The organism is Acinetobacter brisouioides (genome assembly GCF_004331075.1).
Classification (GTDB): Bacteria; Pseudomonadota; Gammaproteobacteria; order Pseudomonadales; family Moraxellaceae; genus Acinetobacter.
Map to the genome: position 1 here is coordinate 186,487 of NZ_SJNX01000006.1, position 19,199 is coordinate 205,685.

Annotated in this window: 14 protein-coding genes and 3 pseudogenes; 13 read left to right on the forward strand and 4 right to left on the reverse strand. The window is 40.3% G+C overall.

The window, feature by feature from the left end:
* Nucleotides 1-19 precede the first annotated feature (19 nt).
* The 7 genes from E0H77_RS09715 (at nucleotide 20) to E0H77_RS09745 (ending at nucleotide 8,020) form a co-directional block, all read left to right on the forward strand.
* Entirely contained in the window at nucleotides 20-1,192 is a 1,173-nt protein-coding gene (locus tag E0H77_RS09715) for an isovaleryl-CoA dehydrogenase (protein ID WP_131377506.1), read from the forward strand.
* A gap of 42 nt (nucleotides 1,193-1,234) precedes the next feature.
* The gene (locus E0H77_RS09720; protein WP_131377509.1) at nucleotides 1,235-2,836 is read left to right on the forward strand and encodes a carboxyl transferase domain-containing protein; all 1,602 of its coding nucleotides are present in this window, start codon (nucleotides 1,235-1,237) and stop codon (nucleotides 2,834-2,836) included.
* A gap of 10 nt (nucleotides 2,837-2,846) precedes the next feature.
* Entirely contained in the window at nucleotides 2,847-3,641 is a 795-nt protein-coding gene (locus E0H77_RS09725) for an enoyl-CoA hydratase/isomerase family protein (protein WP_131377512.1), read from the forward strand.
* 17 nt (nucleotides 3,642-3,658) lie between these two features.
* Nucleotides 3,659-5,653, forward strand: coding sequence for an acetyl/propionyl/methylcrotonyl-CoA carboxylase subunit alpha (locus tag E0H77_RS09730; RefSeq protein WP_131377514.1), 1,995 nt, complete (start codon nucleotides 3,659-3,661; stop codon nucleotides 5,651-5,653).
* On the forward strand, nucleotides 5,650-6,552 hold the full coding sequence (locus E0H77_RS09735) for a hydroxymethylglutaryl-CoA lyase (RefSeq protein ID WP_131377517.1): 903 nt from the start codon (nucleotides 5,650-5,652) through the stop codon (nucleotides 6,550-6,552). The genes E0H77_RS09730 and E0H77_RS09735 overlap by 4 nt, the downstream gene beginning before the upstream one ends.
* 86 nt (nucleotides 6,553-6,638) lie before the next feature.
* On the forward strand, nucleotides 6,639-7,346 hold the full coding sequence (locus tag E0H77_RS09740) for a CoA transferase subunit A (RefSeq protein ID WP_131377520.1): 708 nt from the start codon (nucleotides 6,639-6,641) through the stop codon (nucleotides 7,344-7,346).
* A 2-nt stretch (nucleotides 7,347-7,348) separates the two neighbouring features.
* Nucleotides 7,349-8,020: a CoA transferase subunit B gene (locus tag E0H77_RS09745; RefSeq protein ID WP_131377523.1), complete on the forward strand. Its 672-nt coding sequence runs from the start codon at nucleotides 7,349-7,351 to the stop codon at nucleotides 8,018-8,020.
* A gap of 308 nt (nucleotides 8,021-8,328) precedes the next feature.
* Here the strand turns inward: E0H77_RS09745 and E0H77_RS09750 are convergent, their stop codons facing one another.
* A complete protein-coding gene (locus E0H77_RS09750) occupies nucleotides 8,329-11,592 on the reverse strand; it encodes a diguanylate cyclase (protein WP_131377526.1) in 3,264 nt (1,087 codons plus the stop codon).
* Nucleotides 11,593-11,923: 331 nt separating this feature from the next.
* On the opposite strand from E0H77_RS09750, the gene E0H77_RS09755 reads away from it, so the two are divergent.
* The 5 genes and pseudogenes from E0H77_RS09755 to ribA all read left to right on the forward strand — a co-directional run bounded on the left by E0H77_RS09755 (nucleotide 11,924) and on the right by ribA (nucleotide 17,635).
* Entirely contained in the window at nucleotides 11,924-14,500 is a 2,577-nt protein-coding gene (locus tag E0H77_RS09755) for a bifunctional diguanylate cyclase/phosphodiesterase (protein ID WP_131377530.1), read from the forward strand.
* 87 nt (nucleotides 14,501-14,587) lie between these two features.
* Nucleotides 14,588-14,701: pseudogene (locus E0H77_RS13855) on the forward strand (transcriptional regulator); the annotation flags it as partial.
* Between the two features lie 63 nt (nucleotides 14,702-14,764).
* Nucleotides 14,765-14,944: pseudogene (locus E0H77_RS09760) on the forward strand (IS3 family transposase); the annotation flags it as partial.
* 241 nt (nucleotides 14,945-15,185) lie between these two features.
* Complete coding sequence (locus E0H77_RS09765; protein WP_131377533.1) at nucleotides 15,186-16,631, forward strand: GGDEF domain-containing protein; 1,446 nt, start codon at nucleotides 15,186-15,188, stop codon at nucleotides 16,629-16,631.
* 401 nt (nucleotides 16,632-17,032) lie between these two features.
* Nucleotides 17,033-17,635, forward strand: coding sequence for a GTP cyclohydrolase II (ribA, locus tag E0H77_RS09770; protein WP_131377536.1), 603 nt, complete (start codon nucleotides 17,033-17,035; stop codon nucleotides 17,633-17,635).
* A gap of 63 nt (nucleotides 17,636-17,698) precedes the next feature.
* Here the strand turns inward: ribA and E0H77_RS09775 are convergent, their stop codons facing one another.
* The gene (locus E0H77_RS09775; protein WP_131377538.1) at nucleotides 17,699-17,881 is read right to left on the reverse strand and encodes a helix-turn-helix domain-containing protein; all 183 of its coding nucleotides are present in this window, start codon (nucleotides 17,879-17,881) and stop codon (nucleotides 17,699-17,701) included.
* Between the two features lie 28 nt (nucleotides 17,882-17,909).
* Between E0H77_RS09775 and E0H77_RS09780 the strand changes: the two are divergent.
* Nucleotides 17,910-18,236, forward strand: a pseudogene (locus E0H77_RS09780) (helix-turn-helix domain-containing protein); the annotation flags it as partial.
* Here E0H77_RS09780 and E0H77_RS09785 read toward each other — a convergent pair.
* Nucleotides 18,217-18,480 carry a hypothetical protein gene (locus E0H77_RS09785; protein WP_228258318.1) on the reverse strand — a complete coding sequence of 88 codons (264 nt, stop codon included), beginning with the start codon at nucleotides 18,478-18,480 and terminating at the stop codon, nucleotides 18,217-18,219. The pseudogene E0H77_RS09780 and the gene E0H77_RS09785 overlap by 20 nt on opposite strands.
* Before the next feature lie 86 nt (nucleotides 18,481-18,566).
* Nucleotides 18,567-19,184, reverse strand: coding sequence for an FMN-dependent NADH-azoreductase (locus E0H77_RS09790; RefSeq protein WP_131377541.1), 618 nt, complete (start codon nucleotides 19,182-19,184; stop codon nucleotides 18,567-18,569).
* Nucleotides 19,185-19,199 lie beyond the last annotated feature (15 nt).

A 19,199-nucleotide genomic window follows, 5' to 3' on the forward strand; every position in this document is an offset into this window, starting at 1 on the left:
CTCCAGGATGAATGAAGAAATGAATCTTAAAAGCTTAAATTTTGGTTTCGATGAAACGTTAATCGCACTTCGTGATTCGGTTTCCGCTTTCTGCGCAAAGGAAATTGCACCCATCGCCCGCCAAGTTGACCATGACAACCTGTTCCCTGCCCATCTCTGGAAAAAGTTTGGCGATATGGGCTTACTCGGCATGACAGTCAGTGAAGAATATGGCGGCACCAACCTGGGATATTTGGCCCATATTATTGTAATGCAAGAGATTTCTCGTGCATCAGCAGCAATCAGCTTATCTTACGGTGCACATTCTAACCTATGTGTGAATCAAATTAATCGAAATGGTAATGAAGAACAAAAACAGCGTTTCCTACCGAAACTGGTTTCTGGTGAATATGTCGGTGCTTTAGCAATGTCTGAACCGAATGCGGGTTCGGATGTCGTCAGCATGAAACTGCGTGCAGAGCAAAAAGGCGACAAATTTATCCTGAATGGCTCAAAAATGTGGATCACCAATGGCGGTGATGCAGACGTGTTAGTGGTGTACGCCAAAACCGATATCAATGCTGGTTCGAAAGGTCTTACAGCTTTCCTGATTGAAAAAAATATGCCGGGCTTTAGCCATGGTTCACATCTCGACAAACTTGGGATGCGTGGTTCAAACACCTATCCGCTGTTCTTCGATAATGTTGAAGTCCCAATGGAAAATGTCCTTGGCGGCATCGGCAATGGCGTGAAAGTCCTGATGAGTGGTCTGGATTATGAACGTGCTGTCTTAAGTGCTGGCCCACTAGGCATTATGGATGCCTGTATGGATGAAGTCATTCCTTACATTCACGACCGCAAACAGTTTGGACAAGCCCTTGGTGAATTCCAGTTGATGCAAGGCAAGATTGCCGACATGTACTCAACCTGGTTGGCGTGTAAAGCCTTGGTCTATGCAGTGGGTGCAGCCTGTGATCAGGTAGATCATGACCGTGGTCTGCGTAAAGATGCCGCCAGTGCTATTTTATATGCAGCAGAAAAAGCCACATGGATGGCTGGTGAAGCAATCCAGACCTTGGGCGGTAATGGTTATATCAATGAATACAATACTGGACGTCTATGGCGTGATGCCAAACTCTATGAAATTGGTGCTGGAACTTCTGAAATTCGTCGTATGTTGATTGGCCGTGAAATTTTTAATGAAACGGCTTAACGCAAATCAACCCGAAAAATAAAATAGCAAGGAAGTTTCCCTATGAATCAATTAAAAAGCAAAATAAATATTCGAAGTGAAGACTTTAAAATTAACCAGCAAACCATGCAAACACTGGTAGATGATCTCAAAAATGTGGCACAGCACATTGCTCTAGGTGGGGGTGAAGTCGCCCGTGAAAAACATCTGGCACGTGGCAAATTGTTACCTCGAGAGCGAATTGATCACCTGATAGATCCAGGAACAGCTTTTCTCGAAATTGGTCAATTAGCTGCCTATAAAGTCTATCAGGATGATATCCCCGCAGCGGGTGTAATCGCGGGTGTAGGACTCATACATGGTGTGACCTGTATGATCGTGGCCAACGACGCTACGGTCAAAGGCGGAACTTACTACCCGCTCACAGTAAAAAAACATTTACGTGCACAAGAAATTGCCGAGCAGAACCATCTACCCTGTATTTATCTGGTCGATTCGGGTGGAGCTTACCTTCCACTTCAGGATGAAGTGTTCCCAGATCGCGATCACTTTGGTCGTATTTTCTACAATCAAGCCCGTATGTCGAGCCAAGGCATCGCTCAGATCGCTGTCGTGATGGGGAGTTGTACCGCTGGCGGTGCTTACGTTCCAGCCATGTCGGATGAAACCATTATTGTACGTAATCAAGGTACGATTTTCCTCGGTGGCCCACCTTTGGTAAAAGCGGCAACAGGTGAAGTCGTCAGCAGCGAAGATCTCGGTGGTGGTGATGTACATACCCGATTGTCTGGTGTGGCGGATTATCTGGCGGAAAATGATCGGCATGCCATTGCACTTGCCCGAAATGTAGTCGCCAATCTCAATAAAAAACTGCAAAAACTAGACGAAAACATTGAAGCACCTTTATTTGATGCAAAAGAACTCTATGGTGTGATACCTAGTGATGCACGTAAACCGTTTGATGTTCGTGAAGTCATTGCGCGAATTGTTGATGGTTCACGTTTTGATGAGTTTAAATCTCGTTTTGGCTCGACCTTAGTGACTGGCTTTGCCTCACTGTACGGTATGCCGGTTGGGATTATTGCCAATAACGGGATTCTATTTGCAGAATCAGCACAAAAAGGCGCACATTTTATTGAACTATGTACTCAGCGTAATATTCCGCTGTTATTCATTCAGAATATCACTGGTTTTATGGTGGGACGTCAGTACGAAAATGAAGGAATTGCCAAGCATGGTGCCAAACTGGTGATGGCGGTCGCTAATGCGAATGTCCCTAAGCTCACTCTAATTATTGGCGGTTCTTTTGGTGCAGGTAACTATGGAATGTGTGGTCGTGCTTATTCACCACGTTTCTTGTGGACTTGGCCAAACTCACGTATTTCTGTGATGGGCGGAGAACAAGCCGCGAGCGTACTTTCAACATTAAAACGCGATCAAATTGAACAGCGCGGTGAAACTTGGTCAGCAGAACAAGAAGATCAGTTTAAACAGCCATTCCGTGATCAATTCGAGAAGCAAGGCCATCCTTATTATGCCTCTGCCCGCCTGTGGGATGATGGTGTAATTGATCCGATACAAACCCGTCATGTGCTCGGTTTAAGTCTGGCTGCAGCCTCGAATGCACCAATCCAGCCAACTAAATTCGGCGTGTTCCGCATGTAAGAGGTGCAACATGAGCTATCAATTTTTACAACTCGAACATCGCGACCAAGTGGCTTATATCTGGTTGAATCGCCCAGAACTGCATAATGCGTTCAACACCCAAGTAATTGAAGAATTACATCACTGTTTTACCCAGCTCAATGGCCGTGATGATGTGCGTGTGGTCATTCTGGCGGGGCGTGGTAAAAGTTTCTCTGCGGGAGCTGATTTGAACTGGATGAAACATGCAGGACAAGCATCACAAGCAGAAAATGAAGCAGATGCCTTGAAACTGGCAACGATGTTACATAGTTTGGCCACTTTAAAACAGCCAACGATTGCCCGAGTACACGGAATAGCCTTTGGTGGAGGCATGGGTCTGGCATCAGCCTGTGATATTTGTATCGCCAGCACAGATGCCAAATTTGCAACTTCCGAGGTGCGTTTAGGTTTAGCACCTTCGACCATCAGCCCATATGTAATTCGCGCCATTGGCGTTCGTCAGGCATCACGTTATTTTCTGACCGCAGAACGCATTTCAGCAGAGCAGGCACTGAATATTGGTTTGGCACATGAAATCGCAGCAGCAGATGAACTCGATCACAAAGTTGATGAAATCGTACAAGCTTTGCTGTTGGGTGGCCCAGAGGCTCAAACTGCATCGAAACAGCTGATTCAACTGGTCGATCAAAAAGAATTAACGCAGGAACTTCTTTTACGGACTGCACAACATATTGCTCATGTTCGCCAAGGATCTGAGGCGAAAGAGGGTTTAAATGCCTTTTTGAATAAGCAAAGCCCGACGTGGATTACTCCATTAATATAAAAATAAGGAATAAGGATATGTTTGAGAAAATTTTAATTGCTAACCGTGGTGAAATTGCCTGCCGTGTGATCCGTACCGCGAAAAAACTCGGGATCGCCACAGTGGCTGTGTATTCTGATGCCGATGCACAATCGCAACATGTCAAATTAGCTGATGAAGCAGTCCATATTGGGCAGGCTCCTGCAACACAAAGTTATTTACAGATCAATCGAATCATTCAGGCGGCACTAGACACTGGTGCACAGGCCATCCATCCGGGATATGGTTTTTTGTCCGAAAATGACCAGTTTGCTCTTGCTTGCCAGAAAAATAATATCGTGTTTATTGGCCCGCCAGTGGATGCGATTTTGGCAATGGGCTTGAAAGCGACCTCGAAAGCGCTGATGGAAAAAGCTGGTGTACCTTTAACCCCAGGCTATCATGGGGACAATCAGGATGCTGCTTTTCTCAAAGCACAGGCTGACCAGATCGGTTATCCCGTATTGATCAAAGCCAGTGCCGGCGGTGGTGGTAAAGGCATGCGTCTTGTGGAACGTGCTGAAGATTTTTTGAGCCACCTTTCCTCGTGTAAAAGTGAAGCCAAATCCAGCTTTGGTAATGATGATGTATTGATTGAACGTTATGTGCTACAGCCACGTCATATTGAAGTACAAGTATTTGGCGATAGCCATGGCAACTATGTACATTTGTTTGAACGTGATTGTTCAGTGCAGCGCCGCCACCAGAAAGTGCTGGAAGAAGCTCCTGCACCACAAATGACGTCAAATAAACTGGCCACCATGCGTCAGGCTGCAATTGATGCGGCACGTGCCGTAAATTATGTAGGTGCGGGTACGGTCGAGTTTATTGTAGAGCAAGATGGTACAGCATATTTCATGGAAATGAATACGCGTTTGCAGGTTGAACATCCAGTCACAGAAATGATCACTGGCGAAGATTTGGTGGAGTGGCAACTCCGCGTTGCCTTTGGAGAACCTTTGCCTAAACAGCAACATGAATTGCAGATTCATGGTCATGCCATTGAGGCACGTGTTTATGCTGAGGAGCCAGGAAAGGGCTTCTTGCCTGCTATAGGTAAAATCAGCTACCTACACTATCCGGAGCAAAATGCAGCGATTCGTGTTGATAGCGGAATTGTTGAAGGTGATGAAATCACGACCTATTATGACCCGATGATTGCCAAATTAATCGTTTGGGGCAAAAATCGTGAGGCTGCATTAATACAGATGCACCATGCCTTAAGTCAGTTTCATGTAGACGGCTTGGGCAATAACATTGCCTTCTTGGACCGTTTAATACTCAGTAATTCTTTCAAACAAGCAAAATTAGACACTGGTCTCATCCAGCGCGAGCATAATTTCCTATTCAATATAGCGCTAAAGATTGATGCCAAACTCGTGATTTTTGCTGCATTTATTGAACTGTTGACACTGCTTAAGCAAAATACACAACCTGTTTCAGCAATCTGGCAGGCACAGCCACTTTGGCGCTTAAATGTCAGTAGTCAATATCATATCGAATTGAAATATGGTCCTGAGACAATCAAAGTACAGTTTACTGCAGAAGAAGAAGGCTTTACTGCCCAGTATCTGCAACAATCCTACCGGATTTCGGGTAAATTGCTGGATCAAAATACGGTACATGTGCATCTGGATAACCAACAACAAAAATTGGCCTTCAGTCAGCAAGATCACCACCTCACCCTGTTTAAATCAGGTCAAAGTTATCAGTTTGAATATATCGATCCAGATTATGCTCAGGAAGATAGTGACACAGATGATAGTAACCTGAAAGCCCCTATGCCGGGCGTGATTACCCAAGTGTTATTTACCGCAAATGATGAGGTGAAAAAAGACGAAGTGTTAATGACGCTGGAGGCGATGAAAATGGAATACTCAATTCGAGCACCAAGTGATGGCATTATCACCTCTGCTTACTTCCAAGTGGGAGACCAAGTCAAAGCTGGAGATGAACTTTTGGAATTTCAGCCTTTTGAGGAGGCTGTGGCATGAGTGAATTTGTCAAAATTGTCGAAGTCGGGCCACGTGATGGCCTGCAAAATGAAAAACAGCCTTTAACGATTGGTCAACGCTGTAACTTAATTCTTGATTTGATGAAAACTGGTCTGCGTTCAATTGAAGTTGGCTCTTGTGTTTCTGCCAAATGGGTACCCCAGATGGCGTACAGTGATGAACTATACGCCATGTTACCCCAAAATACGGATATCAGCTTTAGTCTGCTCACGCCGAATATCAAGGGGTTCGAAGCAGCCAAAGCGGTTAATTGTCAGGAAGTTGCTGTATTTACCGCAGCATCAGAAAGCTTTACCCACAAAAACATCAACTGCTCGATTGCTGAAAGTTTTGACAAGTTTACCGATATTTTTCAGGCTGCCAAAAGCAGTAATATCCGTGTGCGTGGCTATGTCTCTTGTATGGTTGACTGTCCTTATGAGGGCGCGATTGATCCTCGTCAGGTTGCACAGGTGGTGAAAAAGCTCTATGAGATGGGCTGCTATGAAGTCTCTCTCGGAGATACCATTGGCACAGCAACCCCAGATCGGGTGAAAAAAGTCTGGCAGGCTTGTCTGGCTGAACTTGATGCTTCGGTGTTGGCTGGACATTTCCATAATACCTATGGCATGGCCATCGCCAACATTTATGAATCCTTGCAGCATGGCATCAGGGTGTTTGATTCCTCGATTGCAGGATTGGGGGGCTGCCCTTATGCCAAAGGAGCATCAGGAAATGTGTCTACCGAGGATCTATATTACCTGCTCTCACATATGGGATTTGAAACTGGACTGAATCTAGAAGCCCTGATGCAAGCGAGCCAGAATATCAGTCAGGTGCTACAGCGAGACAATCCATCCCATTATGCCAATGCTTACTGGCAAACTCGCTGCGCTTAAACAATACGGTTTCGTACTCAGAGCCGTTATGGATGAGGAAATGCTCAGCATGATGCTGGAACAATAAAATAAGTAGAGAAAACAATATGTCAAATAAAGTATTTCAAAGTGCAGCAGATGCACTCCAAGACATCGTAGATGATGGTCAAACATTTGCCGTGGGTGGTTTTGGCTTATGCGGGATTCCAGAAGCCTTGATTGCTGCCTTAAAAGAAACTGGTGCCAAAGAGCTAACCTGTATTTCCAACAATGCTGGTGTCGATGGCTTTGGTTTAGGTCTTTTACTGGAAACCAAACAGATTAAAAAAATGATTTCATCGTATGTCGGTGAGAATAAAGAGTTTGAGCGCCAGTATTTAAGCGGCGAACTTGAGGTTGAACTGACTCCGCAAGGCACACTGGCAGAAAAACTGCGTGCTGGCGGTGCAGGTATCCCGGCTTTCTTTACTCAGACTGGTGTGGGTACTTTAATTGCGGAAGGTAAAGAAGTGCGTGAATTCGACGGCAAAGAATATATTCTAGAAAATTCTTTAACCGCAGATGTAGCGCTTGTCAAAGCTTATAAAGCAGATAAAGCCGGTAATCTGGTATTTCGTAAAACCGCACGTAATTTTAACCCGATGTGTGCCATGGCTGGAAAAGTGACTGTGGTAGAAGTCGAGCAACTAGTCGAAATTGGAGAATTGGATCCAGATGAAATCCATTTGCCGGGTATTTATATCAATCGGATTATCGTGAATGCGCATCCTGAAAAACGCATCGAACAAATGACTTTAAAAGCGGAGGTTGTGTAATTATGTCTTGGACTCGTAATGAAATGGCACAACGTGCCGCACAAGAACTGCAAGATGGATTTTACGTCAATTTGGGGATTGGCCTACCCACACTGGTCGCCAACTATATTCCTGCCAACATTAATGTCTGGTTACAGTCAGAAAATGGTTTACTCGGCATAGGCGAGTTTCCTACTACTGAAACGGTGGATGCCGACTTGATCAATGCAGGTAAACAGACCGTTACTGCGTGTCTGGGTGCTTCATTTTTCTCCAGTGCAGAATCCTTCGCCATGATCCGTGGTGGGCATGTCAATATCGCAATTCTGGGTGCCATGGAAGTCTCTGCAACTGGTGATCTGGCGAACTGGATGATTCCGGGTAAAAAGGTCAAAGGCATGGGAGGCGCGATGGATCTGGTGGCTGGCGTACAGAAAGTCGTCGTTTTGATGGAACATTGTGCCAAGGACGGTACCCCAAAGATCGTCAAGCAATGTAGCCTGCCTCTCACTGGCAAATCTGTGGTTAGCCGAATTATTACCGATCTGGGTGTGATGGATATTACTACTCAAGGCGTTGAGTTGATCGAACTTGCGGATAGCGTGAGTTTTGAACAGATTCAACAAGTTACCGGTGTACCATTAATTAATAAATGTCAGGCCCATCATCTGCATGCACAAGCGGTCTGTGTTTAAGTACCATCTACAAAAAAATAGCTGAAACTTGCCGCAAGTCTTGCCTAACCACATGCCTTGCGGCCCAAAATAAATCGTGGTTTGACGACCTAAAAGATGCTGTAAATAATGCCGAAATCTCAATTTGAAATTTTATGACTTTCTGCGTTTAGAGCTCCACCATTTCACTCTAAAAACCAGTTCGAATCGAGATTTTGGAACAGCAAAATGAAGATATTATTCCCAAGTAAAAATTTTCTTAACCAATTTATTGATCAATGAGTTTTTATGTGATTAAAAACAATCTTTATCAAGTTCAATCATGTGTATTAAATATTCAATTTTTTAGTCTTCGCCTTGGAAAAAAGGTAAAAGAATTTTTTATCTGCTCCCAGTAAGCGCAAGTGTCCAACGATTACATCTGAAATCACATATTCAACTAAACCTCTCAATGAAATTTCACCGCGTTCCGCTTGTTCTTTGAGAAGCTGTGCTTGTTCTAATAAATGTGCATGTTGCTCAACATGATGCTGCAAATCTTCATAGTCAAATTGCGCTAAAATAATTTCTTCATGTGCAAAATGATGAGCCACATCATCTAATAATTGATCGAGCGCATCCATAACCTCTGTTTGCACTTTTCCCAGTTGTGCAGATAATTGCAGAAGATGGCTAGCTTTTTTGAGTATTTCCTGATGTTCTGCATCAATATCCGACTGACCGCACAGGAACTCATCATGCCAAATTAATTCAACAATATTCGGTATAATTTCCTTAGCTGGATCATTGAATAGTTCAATTTTATTACGCCCCCCTTTTTTCGCATAGTACATTGCCTCATCGCCAAATCGTAACAAATCTCTTGAATTATCAGCATTCTCAGGGTACATGACTACACCAATACTCGATGAAATAGATAATGTGATGCCTGTATTCATGACAAAAGGTCGCTCAAGCTCAAGACGAATTTTTTCTGCAATATTTAAAGCATGTTCTGCAATCTTTGCATCGGGAAGTAACACAACAAACTCATCCCCTCCTACTCGGGCCACGGTATCTGTTTTCCTGAGCACAGACAGCATACGCTGTGCAACTTGTTTTAATAGCCAGTCACCAGCTGTATGGCCATACTGATCATTTACTGGTTTGAATTTATCAAGATCGATAAATAGCATCGCCATTCTAGAATGTAACCTTTGACAATAGCTAATGAGCTGATGCAAACGGTCTTCGAGCATTCGACGATTAGGTAAATTCGTCAGACGATCATAGAAAGCCATATTCCTGATAATGGCTTCTGCCGCTTTACGCTCAGAAATGTCTCTTGAACTGCCGATAATCTGGATAGGCTCACCTTTGTCATTCAATATAATATTAAATGCTGTTTCTACAGGAATAGGATGCCCATCCTTATGCAATAATTCGAGTTCTATTGAACCGATTCGGGCTGTTTTATCACCATTCGCCAGACGTTTTAAATGTGTGGTTAAAGCCTCTTGCATAGCTGCAAGCATATTCGGGGTAAATGTTTGATAGATTGAATGCTCCATGACCTCTTCAGCTTCCCACCCCCGTAAATATTTGACTGATGGGCTGATATAACTAAACCGCAGGCTAGGAAGCTCTAATACCCAAATAACATCGGTACTATTATGAGCAATTAACTGATACAAATGCTGTGTTTCTAACAGGGCTTCGGTTAATCGCGAACGCTCTATCACCAACTGAGCTAGCTGAGCATAATCTTCTAATAATGAAATCTCGGCTGCAGTTGGTGCAGCCACACGTCGCAAATAAATTGCAAAAGTTCCTAAAACCTTTCCTGCAGCATTTTTAATAGGTTGAGACCAGCACGCTCGTAATCCGTTCATCAAGGCATCCTCACGAAAGGCTGCCCAATATGGATGTGTTGAAATATCTTCAACAATGACAGGCTCTCCGCGATATGCGGCTGTTCCACATGATCCTATTCCTTCACCAATAGGAACTCTTGCGATTTTTTCTACCCAATATTGAGGCAAACTAGGGGCGGCACCATGAATAAGATATTTATTATTTTTATCGACAAGTAATACCGAACTGTACGTTCCTAAATGACAATCTTCAATACTGGTCATCATTTCATCAAGAATAACTTTCATCGGTAGGTTTTCACCTAACTTCTTCAAAACCAAATTATTGAGCCACAAATAATGATTTCTGTGAAATAGCTCAAGTTCAGTATGTTTGCGCTCTGTGATATCTCGACTTACGGCCAGCATGCCAAAAACTGATTCATTGGTATTATTTAATTTAACGGGTGTTGCATGGCACTCTAACCAACGCTTAGTTCTCTTTGCACCTAGAATTGAAAATTCGAGTACACCCGATTGCCCGTTATAAACTCTTTGGCTTAAGATTTTAAAATCATTCTTAAAATTATCTTCAATAAAATCAAAAATCCCTAGATTTTTAATTTCAGCAATATCATCAACCTCAAAACAGCTTAGCCCTGCCGGGTTGATCTCTTTAAGATGGCCGTTATGATCAATAATCATGACGCATTCTGGTTCCGCTTCAAGAATGGACTGTAAAAACTGGTTTTTTTGTTTCACTATCGCATTGGCTTGGTGAATATCAGTCACATCATTAAATACAACCATGATGACTTTTTCATTTTTATACTGATCAATCACGGCCATATCGATCAGTACATCCCGCTGAAAGCCATCTTTACATTGAACAGTTCTTTCTAATTTAGAAAGGGCCTTTTGACCATATAAAAACAAATGTAAGTTGAATTTCCAAAAGTCTCTCACTGCTTTTTTGCGCTGAATATCGGGGTAAGCATGTTCAAACCAAGCTTCTAAACCAGGTATATCTTCGGCAGAATAACCAAAGACTTTAGTGAATGCAGGATTCAAATATACAATTTTTTCCTGACTATTGATCAACATCTTGGGCACAGGCGAAGCATCAATAATCGTTTTTTCACGCACTTCACTTCGAACCAAATCTGCCATCTTACTCTTGAGCTGCTGTTTTAGTTCATCATTAATTTTATTTAGCTCAAGCTGGCTGTTCTGTTCAGATAACTTATCCAAACCATGAGTAATCAATATTGAAATTAATTTCACATAAAGTTCAGTGATTGACTGACTTCTTTTCAAAGAGACTATTGGCAATTTTTTAATAGATTCGAGATAGTCTTCAGAATTAAAACCTAATTTCAACGCTTGCGAATGAAATAATTCTAAATTAGGCGGCTCTGTAAAAAATTGACCAGTAAAGATATTAGCCACATGCTCATCATTTACAAAAATTGGAGCGGCTGTTTTCACTAAGCCATTCGCACAATGATAGACCGTATACTTTTTATTTTTAGCCATCTGCTGTACGAGTACATCATCGTTTTCCACACAGCCAGTACACGTTTCTATATTTTTACTATGGAACTTTACACAGACATTTTGCCAACCGACCTGAACGACAACTTTACCTGTCATATCAATGACAGCATTAGCAACACCAATCACTTGATAAAAGCTATGCATTAAATCCTGAATTTTGTCTTTTCCAACATATTCAATAACTTCATTGAATAACACATGCATAGTCTTGTTTCTCTAGTGTGCGGTTAGCCTTAATTCATGAAGTAAGTCGACGTTGAATTAGTGCGTGTTGACAAATTACCATTCCCGACGATAACAAACATCAGGAATTTGGTCTAATTGATTAGCATAACATCCTATGTAAAACAGACAATTAAGTGAATAAATTGATTGTAATCGCACCTGTTCATATAGTTCGACTTTTTAGTTATGATTAAGCTACAATTAATAAGTTGCTAAAAGTCATTTTTTATATTGATACTTTAATTAGCTGTGACTATTCATATAAGAACAAATGATAGATTTTTAAAAAGAATGTTAGGAAGCTATATATATGAGAAGTGAAGTTAATGATCATGATACCCAGTATATTTTTGATTTAATTGGTCTGCATACAGAATTAAAAACGATTTTACATGCTATTACCAAGTGGCTTGAAGATCGCATCGCCAATGCGATCGTTTCTATTATATTGTTTTCAGAAACAGAGCAGAACCTCCACATTATTAATGGCGGCACGTACTTCACTACACAAGATAAAAAAATTTTAGACCATTTTAAAATCAGCCCAGATGTTACGATTTACCGAAAGATCAATTTTAATCGCCTTACTTCGATTATTAATGAAAATTTTAAGTCAGATCCAAACTGGGTTTCAATTCAGAATTTAATTAAAGAAAAAAATATGACCGCCTGCTGGTCAACCCCTGTTATTAATGCTCAGGGAATTTTATATGGCACTTTTGAAACTTATTATTATCAATCTAAAAAACCAACTGATGAAAGCATAGGATTACTTCATCGGGCAGCAGCATTAATCGCTTTAGCACTTGATCTACAGAATGAACGTCAAAAACGTGTGGCGATAAATGACAAGCATGATTCATTTTTCAAGCATCATCCCGATGGATGTTTTGAGTTGGATTTCGAAGGTAAATTCGTTAGTGTAAATCTTGCCTCATTGCAACTCTCTGGTTTCCCTGAAGAAAAAATTCGGGGAATACATTACAGCCACTGGATACATCCAGAGTATCAATCAACCGCAAAATCTGATTTTAATCAGGCACTTAACGGAAATATACAACATTTTGAACTACAGACTTACCCAAATGCCTACGGCAAAACTTACTGGCTCAATCTGACCTGTTTACCCATTATGCAAGACAAACAAGTCACAGGGATATTCTGTATTGCTCAAGATATTACAACCCGGCATATCACAGAGAATAACTTGCGCTTGCTAAAACGAGGTGTGTCAGCAAGTCCAAATGGCATGATCATGACCGATGCTGATGGTGATATGCCGATTGTATATGTAAATCCTGCATTCCTTAGCATGACGGGTTATACAGAAGCGGAAGTTCTGGGCAAAAATTGTAGGTTTCTACAGGGGCAAGATTCAGACCCATCAACTATTCGTAAAATTAGGCAGGCGCTCAGAGAAAAATATGAAATAGAAGTCACATTAAAAAACTATCGTAAAGATGGGAGCAGTTTTTGGAATAAATTAACACTAGCTCCAGTTTTGGATGAAGTAGGAAATTGCACTCATTTTGTTGGAATTCAACAAGATATTACAAAACAACGGATACAAGAAGAACATATTGCCCATTTGCATACTCATGACAATTTAACAAATTTACCCAATCGCCAATACTTTGAAACACAATTACAAAGATCCTTTGAACATGTAAAAAGTACTCAACACCCCTTATTTATTCTTTACATTGACCTTGATGATTTTAGGCTTTTAAACGATAGCTTAGGTTATTTCATAGGGGATCAGTTAATTAAAGCCGTGTCCATCCGAATGCAAAGCCTCATGCAAGAAAATGATCTCTTGGCACGTTTTGCTGGTGATGAGTTTATCGTTATGCTGACACAATTTAATGAAAAGCAGGATGTCATTCAATTTGTAGAAAACACTCTCTCATTATTATCAAAGCCATTTTATATTGCAAAAGAGAAAATTTATATTACTGCTAGTATTGGCATTATAGATAATACAGCCAATATACAACATCCAAACGATCTATTGCATCATTCTGAATTGGCAATGAACGAAGCAAAAAGACGAGGGCGAAATACATGGCATTGGTATGAAGCCGATAAGAAAAATTTAAATCAAATTAATTATTTTAGTTTACGCAATGACTTGATAGATGCTTTGAAAGAAAAGCAATTTAAAATCTATTATCAACCTCTCGTTGATCCGTTAACAGGAGAAGTTAAAGCCGTTGAAGCGTTAATCCGTTGGGAACATCCACAAAAGGGACTAATGTCACCAGACACTTTCATCCCATTTGCAGAAAGAACGGGGCAAATTGTAGCAATTGGTCAATGGATACTTCAGCAGGCTTGTTTAGATATTGCAGACTGGAACATAAGAAATAATACTTCCTTAAATGTCGCAGTGAACATCTCCCCTTTACAATTTCGTCGTAGTGGTTTTCTGCATGAACTGCAACAAGTATTAGCAGCCAGCAACTTACCAGCAAACTTACTAAAAATTGAAGTCATTGAAAGTATGTTAATCGCAGAAGCTGATCGGTCTATAGAAATTTTGCAAACTATACGTTCTTTAGGAATTCAAGTTGCAATCGATGATTTTGGTACTGGTTATTCTAGTTTAAGTTATTTAAGACGCCTGCCTGCCAACCAAATAAAGTTAGATCGAAGTTTTATCAAACATATTCCCCATAACAGTCAGGATGCCGCGATTGTTCAAGCGATTATCACGCTTGCTCATCAACTTGGGCTAGAAGTTGTTGCTGAAGGAGTAGAAACAGCTGATCAAGCTATATTTTTAACTCAAAATGGTTGTGACATGCTACAAGGGTATTATTATGCTCGCCCAGCTCCCCTTGAGAATTTAAGAACCACCTATTCTCCATGTGTAATACTCTCTTAACCCGAATTTGATGAACTTCATTCAAGAATTGAGCAGATTTTTAAAAGAAACGAATGTTCTGTGCCAATTAGAGAAAGAACAATGATCATGGATAACAACTTATTTGATGATCTGGTTGCTTCGATTAAAGAAGCAGGAACAATCAAGCGTAAAGAGATCAAAGCAAGCCGATTTACAGAACTTGAATTACCTGATGTTAAATAAGTACATGAAAAACAGGCTTGAGCTAGAATGAGAGTTTGCTGCACGTCCACATATTAGCAATTGGTACATTGCAGTGTATTTTTGACTCGAAAAGAGGCGAATGCTGTCTTGTTTGAAGATATTGAGATTGATTACAATTGAATTAGAAGACATTCTGCAAATGGCAGGTTAAGTCCTGAAACCTTTGAACAGAAATATTTTAAGAATTTAGAGAGTTCAGCTGCCCATAATACGGTCTAGGATCACATCACACAAACCAACTTCAAAAAATTCATCATTTTTTATTATTTTTAGCTTTTTCTACTATATTTTGAACTTTTAATGATCAGGAAAACCTCTTAAAATGCATGCGTAAATTTTACCGCCACCATCTTCATCCGCTTGCAAAACTGCACTTCACACAGCATTACTGGATGGTTTGCACATTTTCTCCATTCCTGTACATCATACAGGCCAACCAAAGGCTTTAAAGGATATTGCAGTGCCCAAGTCGATTCGCCCACTGAGTCATTATACTGCTTTGCTGCATTTCGCCATTTTTGCGATTGTTATTTTTGCCTTTTGCCTGTTAGGTATTGCTACCCGTCCAGTCGATTTCCTGGCTTCTTTCTGGCCAGCCAATTCAGTCCTGTTGGGGTTACTGATTCGTTTTCCCCGCACACGCCACTTATTTGCATGGCTCGGTGCGATTACTGGTTACATGCTAGCAGACTTGGTCACAGGTTCAGCCTTTCTTTTAACTGCAGTGCTGACCGCCGCAAACCTAATTTATGTTGCCAGCGTTTTATGGCTTTATCGTTACTTTACTGAACAAATCCATAAAACCCATTACGGCTATTTATACTTATTTTTACTGGTCTTCTGTGCAGTAGGCAGTGCATTAGGGGCTCTATTTGCTGTCAGCGCGGTTCCTTTAGTCAACACCACCTTTATGCAGAACTGGTTTGTTTATGAACTTAGCGACTGGTTTTCGGCAGAAATGCAAAATGCCATTTTGATTTTGCCTCTTCTACTCAGCTACCCGCCTCGCCGGATTTTAATTCAAGCATTGCTGCGTTTAAAAACACAAGATTTCCCATGGAGCACATTACTCCCAGTGATTGCCTTAATCTGTTCTTTGCTGATCAGCTATTATGACCAAGGTCCTGGCTCATTACTGTTTCCGATTGCTGCCTTAATTTGGTGTGCACTGAGTTATGCACCTTTCCCACTGGCATTGATTAACACCATTGCTTGTACCGTCATTATTTATCATACCAGCCATCAGCATCTGATTTCGCATAGTGTGGGATATCTATCAAACATTTTATCCATTCGCATGGGTGCGATTATGATGGCACTTGCACCACTTACTGTATCCAACATTAATGCGGCACGTAGCAAACTGATTCGGGAATTAAAACACAATGCCAGCCATGATGAACTAACACAAAGTTTTAACCGTCGCCAGTTTTATCAGGCAGTTAAAGATGCCATGAGCACCGCCAAACAAAAACAGCAACCCTTTGCCATTTTAATGCTCGACATTGATCATTTTAAATCGATTAACGATAGTTACGGTCATCAGGCTGGTGACTTTGCCTTACAGATTTGTGCCAATACGATTAAGGAACATTTACGCAAGTCAGATATCTTTGGCCGACTGGGTGGAGAGGAATTTGCCATCATGCTCAGTAATGTCAGTCGGGAATCAGCCTTTGGCGTTGCTGAACGTATTCGATTTCATCTGGAAAACAAGCAGTTCTATGTTGGAGAAGATCAGGAAATTTCTATTCAAATCAGTATAGGCATTAGCTGGAATATGCCGAATAAAACATCAACACTGGAAGATTTACTGCACGAAGCCGATCAGGCACTTTACCAAGCCAAATGGACGGGTCGAAATAAGGTTGTTGAGCTTGCTGATTTTTATTCAAATAAATGCTGATAACACTAAAAACATCAAAAAAATACCCAACAACAATCAGCACAGCCATGGGCATTCTATTCACGCATAAACCTGAATATTTTTATATGTTTAATTATTTATACATCACGCCTTGAATATTCTCAAAGATTGTCCTTGGTTTTTGCTTCGCTCAGTCTAGAGCTGTTTAGACATGTCATCAAGGCTATCTATGGTTTCACATAAAATTCACTATTCAATCACTATTATCAAAATCGAAATTTAATATTTCAAAGATACTCTTAGATCATTCGTAGTCAGAGAAAATACGGCAAGGTTTACTAGATTTTAATTTAATTGCATTATGCAATTGATATTAAATACTTTTTATTTTTTTGTTAATCGTATTTTTACAGACTCTTAAAATATAATTGGATGAATCAATGGCTATAAAATTCGTTTCTAAATCTAAATTACCTACGGCTTTTGGGAATTTTGAAATTATAGCATTTCAAGATCAGAGTACTGGTGAAGAACATATCGCTCTTGCCAAATGGTTAGAGACTATCCCGACAAGACCTGTTTTGGTCAGAATGCATTCTGAGTGTTTAACTGGTGATGCTTTTGGTTCACTAAAATGTGATTGTGGCCCACAATTACATGCAGCAATGAAAATGATTAATGATGAGGGACAGGGCGTAATCTTATATTTACGCCAAGAAGGTCGTGGAATAGGATTGACTAACAAAATTCGTGCATATGCACTTCAAGATCAAGGGCACGATACTCTTGATGCAAACTTATTATTAAACTTACCAGCAGACGCTCGTAATTATGACATGTGTACTATTATGCTCGATTATTTACAAGTTAAAGATGTAAAATTAATTACAAATAACCCAATTAAAATCAATGCTTTGAAAGACTTAGGTATTAATGTAGTTGAGCGTGTTCCTTTAACTGTAGGTTTAAATATTTTTAATAAAGGCTATTTAGAAACAAAGCAAAAACGTATGTCGCACATGTATGAAAAGAATGATTTTTAGGAGAATGGTGATAGTCCAAAAAATGATTTTATATGTCTAGAATTTTGGTGGCAGACTAGAATGTTAGACTTTTTCACAATTAAACTCTAAAAGTGAATGAAACTTGTCATTTTTTACCAGAATTAATTTTAAACCAAATGGATGACAAAGTTTTAGCATGGTATCTAATGTTGGATTAGCATTTGGTTTCTCTAACTTTTGTAAAGTTTGCAGTGAAATTTTAGTGATTTTAGATGTGTGATTCATAGACATCCTTTCAATATAATTGGTGTCTATGAACAGAAAAATACAACAACGACTCGTATGGGTTAAGTTATTTGAAGAGACCAATAATGCTGGCCTAGTCTGTCGGAGATGTGGCATTTCTAGACCAACGTTACGTAAGTGGTGGAAACGATATTCTGAGCTAGGTATTGATGGATTAAGTAGTCAAAGTAAACGTCCCTTAAAATCTCCAAATACTAAAATCAATGCTGAACTAGAAGCCTTAATATTGGAAATACGCTCGGCTAGAAATCTGGGTGCTCGACGTTTGCAAACAGAATTGATGAGACTGCATGGAGTCTCGCTGTCCTTAGCGGCTATTCATAAAGTGCTATCCAGCCATCTGATATGAAACGATCTTTGAGCTTATATTCATGAATAACCCGATCCATATGCCGAGTAATAATCATCTGGATCAATTGAGGAGATGTGACTTCTTCTAAATTTTTTCCTGGTGCAGCAAAAGGTAGAATCTCCCGCATCGTTCTTGCTTCTGTACGAGGTAAATTTAAATATTCACTGATAATTAAGGATGTGAGCGTTTTACCTGATGAATATGTTCCCGTTAAACCAATCCGCATTTGTATAACCTTATAGCATTTATTATTAGATTGAATTTTTGAAGCCTATTAGCGTTCTAACAGGCTTCCTGGTTTATTTGTTGTTATTAGGCAATTAGTTTTTCAAGATCATCAATCACTTCGCCTTTTGTTTTTTCATAATCATTATTTAAAACGGTAGGTGAAATATGAATGGTTTCAATGTCTGTAATACCAATAAATTTTAGCCAATCTTGTAAATAAGGTGTCGCAAAGTCAGAACCAAAGTTTTCTGGGATACCTTCGTAGTACACACCACTCGCAATCACAAGGTAAGCTTTTTTGCCAGTCAATAGCCCTGTATAGCCCTGATTCATATCAAAACCAAATGACCAGCCAGGTTGGGTGACGACATCAATCAGCTGTTTTAAAATATAGGGAATATTGTTATTCCATAATGGAACGTTGAACACATAAATGTCTGCTGAGGCAAAGCGATCATAGACGGCTTTAATTTCTGTCCATGCTGCTTTTTCTGTAGAGTTTGCATCTTGGCCTGTAAATAATGCCATTTTTGCACCAACAGCATTTTTATCAAAAGCAGGGAGGCTACCTTCAAAAAGATCAAACTCATCAATCACTAAATCTGAATGCTTATCTTGAAGTTTGGCAATCACTTGTTTGGCAATCAATAAAGATTGACTATTTTCCCCACGAGTTGATGAGTTGATGTGTAATAGTTTCATAATATCCTCTGGATT

Bases quoted from the DNA above. Each gene is read 5' to 3' on its own strand.
- E0H77_RS09755 (WP_131377530.1), top strand. From the start codon at position 11,924: ATGAGAAGTGAAGTTAATGATCATGATACCCAGTATATTTTTGATTTA.
- E0H77_RS09725 (WP_131377512.1), top strand. From the start codon at position 2,847: ATGAGCTATCAATTTTTACAACTCGAACATCGCGACCAAGTGGCTTAT.
- E0H77_RS09715 (WP_131377506.1), top strand. From the start codon at position 20: ATGAATCTTAAAAGCTTAAATTTTGGTTTCGATGAAACGTTAATCGCA.
- E0H77_RS09785 (WP_228258318.1), bottom strand. From the start codon at position 18,480: ATGCGGATTGGTTTAACGGGAACATATTCATCAGGTAAAACGCTCACA.
- E0H77_RS09790 (WP_131377541.1), bottom strand. From the start codon at position 19,184: ATGAAACTATTACACATCAACTCATCAACTCGTGGGGAAAATAGTCAA.
- E0H77_RS09740 (WP_131377520.1), top strand. From the start codon at position 6,639: ATGTCAAATAAAGTATTTCAAAGTGCAGCAGATGCACTCCAAGACATC.
- E0H77_RS09775 (WP_131377538.1), bottom strand. From the start codon at position 17,881: ATGAATCACACATCTAAAATCACTAAAATTTCACTGCAAACTTTACAA.
- E0H77_RS09730 (WP_131377514.1), top strand. From the start codon at position 3,659: ATGTTTGAGAAAATTTTAATTGCTAACCGTGGTGAAATTGCCTGCCGT.
- E0H77_RS09720 (WP_131377509.1), top strand. From the start codon at position 1,235: ATGAATCAATTAAAAAGCAAAATAAATATTCGAAGTGAAGACTTTAAA.
- ribA (WP_131377536.1), top strand. From the start codon at position 17,033: ATGGCTATAAAATTCGTTTCTAAATCTAAATTACCTACGGCTTTTGGG.
- E0H77_RS09745 (WP_131377523.1), top strand. From the start codon at position 7,349: ATGTCTTGGACTCGTAATGAAATGGCACAACGTGCCGCACAAGAACTG.
- E0H77_RS09750 (WP_131377526.1), bottom strand. From the start codon at position 11,592: ATGCATGTGTTATTCAATGAAGTTATTGAATATGTTGGAAAAGACAAA.
- E0H77_RS09735 (WP_131377517.1), top strand. From the start codon at position 5,650: ATGAGTGAATTTGTCAAAATTGTCGAAGTCGGGCCACGTGATGGCCTG.